A 5,893-nucleotide genomic window follows, 5' to 3' on the forward strand; every position below is an offset into this window, starting at 1 on the left:
AACCTGCTCCGGCGCGGGGGCGGGCGCCGCCGGCGCGGGGGCGGGCGCTTCAGGTGCTGGAGCTGGGGCCGACGCCGGGACCGGGGCCGCGGCGGGTGCCGGCTTGGGCGCCACCGCATTGTGGCCGGGCTCGGGCCGGACGGCCGCGGTTGGCCGCATGCTGATCGCCAGCGCGACGAGCAGCGCCGCGGCGCCGACCACGAAGATCGCGGCAACGGCGCTGGCCACCAGAATCAGGGGCCTGCGGCGGCCTTCCTCGGGAGCAGCGGCGATACCGGTATCGGCGCCCGCGTAGGCGCCAGTCTCGAAATCTCCCTCGCCGGCCAGCGCGGTGTAAGCGTCGAGGTCGTCATCGGGGACCGCGCTGTAGGCCAGCGCCGGTTCGCCGGAGGCGTTGTCGGTGGCGACGTCGAAGTATCCGGGGGCCACGGCGTACGGGTTGATGAAGCCGGTGCCGGGGTCCTGCGCGTAGGCCAGCGCAGCGGTGGACGACGAGAACAGCGGCGCGTTGGCCGAAGCCAGGGCCGCGCCACGGGCAAGGGCGGTCTCCGGCTCCTCGGGCGCACTCACTATCAGGCCGGTCGCTGCCTCTAACCGCGGCTTGATGTTGGCGATGTCCACGCCGGATCCGACGAGAAACAGCCCGTCGGGCCGGGCGTCCAACGAGTCGGCGCTGGACAGCAACGTGGCCAGTTCAGCGACCGAATCGGCGCCGGGTGTCAGCGACTGACGACGGACGTCGGTGATCGACCCGTCGGAGCTGTTGACCACTGCCAACGTCGCGGTGTCGGGCTCGACGAATAGCAGCCCGGTCTGGGCATAGCCGACGGAGCTGCCGACGACCTGGGCCAGCGCCGCGGCGGCCAGGAACGACGACACCAGCATGACGTTCTCGACCTTGCGCGCCGCCAAGGCGTCACGCAGCGCACCGGCCTCGATGGGATCCGTCCAGGTCACACCCGTCGAGCGCACTTGGTAGCCGCTCTCGGCCGCACCTTCCTGGGTGCCGAGGATCGCCGACACCACCTGATCGGCCGCATTGACGGTCGGCGCATCGGCGGCCGCGTTGACGTCAAAGCCGTCTTGCTCGACGGTGAGGCCGTCGGCGTTTTCGCCCTCCACGAGAACCATGCGGACCGCAGTGGGTGCCATCGACACGCCAAGTACGGTGTCCACTTTCGCCTCCAAAGCTGCTTGCTCCCTGGCCGGGAGCGTCAAAACTGGCCATCACGCCGAACCATGCATGGGGATTGCCGGGGTTTCCCCAAGCTTGGCGGGAGCGACGCGGATCGATTTCCCGGTATCTGTCCCTACGACACTACCGACGAGCAGAGCCGGCGGCTATGAGTCAACCGCGTAATCGCCGATGCTCACTAACGGCCGTGTCCGCCGTGGCCAAAACCGCCACCGCCGTGGCCCCAGCCGCCACCACCACCGCCACCGTGGCCCCAGCCCCCGTCGCCGTGACCCCACGGGCCGGGCGCAGGGGCCGGCGGGCCGAACAGCGGCGGCAGGAGCCCGGGAAGAATCGGCGCAATGATGGGCGGGGGCGGCGCCACCGGCGCGGGCGCAGGAGCGGGACCCGGTATCCGGACGGGCGCTGGCGCCACCGCTTGGACCGGCGCCGGAGCCGCAGCTGGCGCTGGGGCCTGCACAGGTGCGGCCGCTGGTGCCGGTTTTGGCGGCGGCGCTGGCAGCGGCGCCAGCCTGGCCGGGGCCACCACGTTATGGCTGAGGCTGGGCCGCGAACTGGCCGACGGTCGGATGCTGAAGGCCAGCGAGATCACCAGTGCCATGACGCCGGCAACAAAAATGATCAAGACACTCATCGCCGCCAGAAACGGTGTGCGACTTACGTGTTCGTGCTCCTCCAGCTGACTGAAGTCGGGATACATGCCGGTGGTGAAGTCTTGGTGCTCATCGTCGGCCACATCAGCGTCGGGACCCAGTTCGGTGTAAACCGCAGCCGAGTCGTCGGCAACTGCGCTGTAGGCCAACGCCTCGGCGCCCGGCTCGCCGCTGGGAACTGCCTCGGCGACGGCCAGATATCCCGGTGCGTGCGCGTACTGGCTCACCGAACCAGTGCCCGGGTCCAGTGCGTAGGCGAGTGCGGCGGTCGACGACGCGAACAGCGGTGCACTGGCTGACGCCAGCGCCGCGCCGCGGGCCAGCGCCGTCTCGGGTTGTTCGGGCACGCTGAGCGGCAACGACGTCGCTTCTTCAAGCGCGGGCTTGATCAGCGGAATGTCCACTCCCGAGCCCACCACCAGCAGGCCTTCCGGCTGCTGGTCGAGGCCCTCGGCGGCAGAAACCAAGCTGACCAGCGTGGCGACCGCCTGATCGTCGTCATCGGGAAGCTGCTGGCGCTGCACATCGATGATCGAGCCGTCGGCGGTGTCGACCACGGCCAACGTCGCGGTATCGGGCTCGACATACAGCAGCGCGGCCCGCGCATAACCGGTCGCGCTGCCCATCGACTGGGCTAGTGCCGCAGCGGCCAAGAACGACGAGACCAGCATGACATTTTCGACCTTGCGGGCGGCCAACGCGTCACGCAGCTCGGCGGCCTCGCACTGGTCACTCCAAGTCACCCCGGTCGACCGCAGATCGTATCCGGCCTCGTTGGCGCCTTCGCGGGTACCCAGAATTGCAGCAACCACCTGATCAGGTCCGCTGACAGTTGCCGGATCGTCCGCGTCGGCGACGGCGAAGTTGTCCTCATCGACGGTTGCTCCGTCGGCGTTTTCACCCTCGACCAGCACGACGCGGACATTCGTGGGTGCCATCGACACGCCAAGTACGGTGTCCACAAATCCTCCCACCTGTTTACTAGCCGTCCGCGGGCCGACTGCGATTTGACGCCATGCAGGGCGCTAATCACAGAAGTTATCGCCGCTCCGAAGCGCGGCGTTACTACCGCGGACTTGGCTGTGCTCTGCGAAGTTGAGCCGAGGAGCATCCGGTCGATCGATGCCCCCCGGCCGACCCTTCGGAGATGATTTTACCCTGCCGCCCGCTGAGCCGTCGGACTAATGGTGCCCGCCGCCGCCGAAGCCGTGACCACCACCACCAAAACCACCGCCACCGAAGCCGCCCCCACCAAAACCGCCGCCGCCGAAGCCGTGACCACCACCACCGAACCCGCCAGGCGGACCACCGAACCCACCGGGGCCACCACCAAAGCCCGGGTGCCCACCACCGAACCCGCCAGGCGGACCACCAAATCCACCGGGGCCACCACCAAAGCCGGGGTGGCCGCCGCCGAATCCGCCAGGCGGATTGGACGACGGGCCCTGCGTGCCCGGACCGCCGGCCTCGGGACCGTGCGGACCCTCCCATGGAGCCGGCATGTTCCCCGGCAGGCCCGGGATCTGGATCGGCAGTGGGATCGGCAACGGCAACTGAATCGGAGGCGCTACCGGTACGCCGACCGGTGGCTGCGGCGACGGGATATGCACCGGCTGCGGCACGTGGACGGGCGCCGGCGCCGACGGCACGTGAACCGGCACGGGCAGCGGAGCGGCGCGGACCGGCTCCGGCGCACGCACCGGAATTGGCAGCGGAACAACCACCGGCGCAGGAGCCGCGATGGGTGCCGGCGGAGCCGCAGGAACAGGAATCGGCGGCGCGGCCGGCACCAGTGCGGGCGCCGCGGGCCGCGGAGCCGGTATCGGCGCGTGGGCGGGTGGGGGCGCGATCGCCGGGGCGATCAAGTGATTGGCCTCCGGCACCTGAACGTTTGCCGGAGCCGCGGCGGGCGCCGGAGCCTGGATGATGAGGTTCTGCAGCGGCCGGGGCAGCAGGGCGACACTGGGCCGAATCCCAAGCGCCAGCGCAACCTCCAGCGACAGCGCAGCGGCCACAAACACGACCGCGAGAATGCTTCCGACGAGAACGAGGGGTCTGCGCCCGGGCTCGTGATCGAGATGCTCCTCGGTGATCACATCCTGCGCGACAGTGTGGACTTCGGCCTCTTCATCCGGAACCGCGCTGTAGGCCAGATCCTCTTCACCCAGCTCAGTGCCGAACGGAACATCCGGTGCTGCAAGGTATCCCGGTGACACCGCATAGGGATCGACCGCCCCGGTACCCGGGTCTTGCGCGTACGCGAGGGCCGCGGTCGACGAGGCAAACAACGGCGCGTTAGCCGACGCCAGCGCCGCGCCCCACGCCAGCGCAGTCTCCGGTTCCTCGGCCGCGGTAACCGGGAGCGCCGTCAGCGTCTCCAGTTGCGGCTTGATCGCAGCGACGTCCACGCCGGTACCGACGATGAACACGCTCTGCGGCTGCGTCTCCAGCTCGCCCAAACCCGCCAGCATCCCGGCCAACTCCGCCACGCTATGGCCGGGAATCAGTTCTTTGTGGACGTCAGCAATGGAGCCGTCCGCGGAGTCGACGATCGCCAGCGTCACGGTGTCGGGCTCGAGGAACAACAGGGCGGTGTGGGAGTCGCCGACGGTATTACCGACCATCTGGGCCAGTGCGGCCGCGGCCATGAATGACGACACCAGCATGACGTTTTCGATCTTGCGAGTGGCCAGGGCCTCGTGCAAACCGGCGGCATCGACCGGATTAGTCCAGGTAACGCCCGTCGACGTCAGCGCATGGCCGGCCTCGGCGGCACCTTCGCGGGTGCCGAGGATCGCCGAGATCACCTGATCGGCCGCGCTCAGCGTTGCCGCATCGTCGTCGTCGGCGATGTCGAACTTGTTGTCCTCGACAGTGGCGCCGTCGGCGTTTTCGCCTTCGACGAGCAGCATTCGGACCGATGTGGGCGCCATCGACACCCCGAGCACGATCTCCATCGCGCCTCCAGGAACCATGGGTAGCGCGCCACGTTCGGCGGAGGGGTCACCGCGTCCGGCGCTACATATGAATAGTCGCGATAGAAGCTGTGGTGTACCGCAGGTGAACTTAAGTGGACCTTATGAAATTCAGATACGAACGCGACGGCGTTGGTCCACGTTGGCCCTGGTATTTCGACCCGACGCGCGCGCTACCGTAGGGATGCTCGGCGGGGCTGGTCAGCCGCAGGATGCACAGCTGGCCGATTTTCATACCCGGCCACAGCGTGATCGGCAGGTTAGCCACGTTGGAGAGTTCCAAGGTGATGTGACCGCTGAAGCCGGGGTCGATGAAGCCGGCGGTCGAATGGGTGAGCAGTCCCAGACGCCCGAGCGACGATTTGCCCTCCAACCGTCCCGCTAGATCTTCCGGCAGCGTGCACGTCTCCAGCGTGGAGCCGAGCACGAACTCGCCGGGATGCAGCACAAACGGTTCGCCCTCAGCCGGTTCCACCAGGCTGGTCAGCTCATCCTGTTGCTGCGCGGGGTCGATGTGGGTGTACCGCGTGTTGTTGAAAACCCGAAACAACGTGTCGAGTCGGACGTCGACGCTCGACGGCTGCACCAAGGCGTCGTCGAAGGGGTCAATTCCCAACCGCCCACCGGCGATTTCGGCTCTGAGGTCGCGATCGGAGAGCAGCACGCGACGAGCGTAGCCGCTCCCCCGCAGACGGCGATGTCGATGAACGTCGCGACCAATTCGACGTTCTCGCCGCTGGCTGGCGCGGCCAACCCGCCGACGCGCAAATAATGCTGCGGACGGATCCCATTCTTAATTCAAAGTGTCTATAAAGTGAACGCAAGGGGTTTTTAATATGACCTATGGGTGTTATCCAGATGACCGCCGCCCGGTCGCACAACCACATGCTGCGGGTGCAGCTGGCCGGGCTCGCCGAATCGATCGTCGGCGCTGCTCTTGCACTGGCACCGCAGGCCAGTGCAGATGGTCAGGAAGACAACTTCCTGGCATTGCTTGCTCAGGCAGGTGTTCCTGCCCACGACAACATTCCGTCTGTCATCGATTACGGTCACCAGGTTTGTCAGGCACT

5 protein-coding genes are annotated in these 5,893 nt (G+C 67.7%); 1 reads left to right on the plus strand and 4 read right to left on the minus strand.

All coding sequences use genetic code 11. The features are described from left to right. The 4 genes from VGH54_RS24695 to dcd all read right to left on the minus strand — a co-directional run. The coding region (locus VGH54_RS24695) for a DUF7159 family protein (protein ID WP_422656400.1) at nt 1–1,176 on the minus strand (1,176 nt) is incomplete at its 3' end. Between the two features lie 197 nt (nt 1,177–1,373). Then, the gene (locus VGH54_RS24700) at nt 1,374–2,810 is read right to left on the minus strand and encodes a DUF7159 family protein (RefSeq protein ID WP_331514763.1); all 1,437 of its coding nucleotides are present in this window, start codon (nt 2,808–2,810) and stop codon (nt 1,374–1,376) included. Nucleotides 2,811–3,029: 219 nt separating this feature from the next. Continuing rightward, the gene (locus tag VGH54_RS24705) at nt 3,030–4,805 is read right to left on the minus strand and encodes a DUF7159 family protein (RefSeq protein WP_331514764.1); all 1,776 of its coding nucleotides are present in this window, start codon (nt 4,803–4,805) and stop codon (nt 3,030–3,032) included. A gap of 109 nt (nt 4,806–4,914) precedes the next feature. Then, on the minus strand, nt 4,915–5,487 hold the full coding sequence (dcd, locus tag VGH54_RS24710) for a dCTP deaminase (RefSeq protein WP_331514765.1): 573 nt from the start codon (nt 5,485–5,487) through the stop codon (nt 4,915–4,917). 194 nt (nt 5,488–5,681) lie between these two features. On the opposite strand from dcd, the gene VGH54_RS24715 reads away from it, so the two are divergent. Further along, nucleotides 5,682–5,893 (plus strand): DUF732 domain-containing protein (locus tag VGH54_RS24715; protein WP_331514766.1); only part of this gene is annotated, 212 nt, incomplete at its 3' end.

The organism is Mycobacterium sp. (assembly GCF_036488105.1).
In the GTDB taxonomy this organism is placed as follows: Bacteria; Actinomycetota; Actinomycetes; order Mycobacteriales; family Mycobacteriaceae; genus Mycobacterium.

Coding starts and splice junctions, on each gene's coding strand:
- VGH54_RS24705 (WP_331514764.1), bottom strand. CDS start 4,805: ATGGAGATCGTGCTCGGGGTGTCGATGGCGCCCACATCGGTCCGAATG.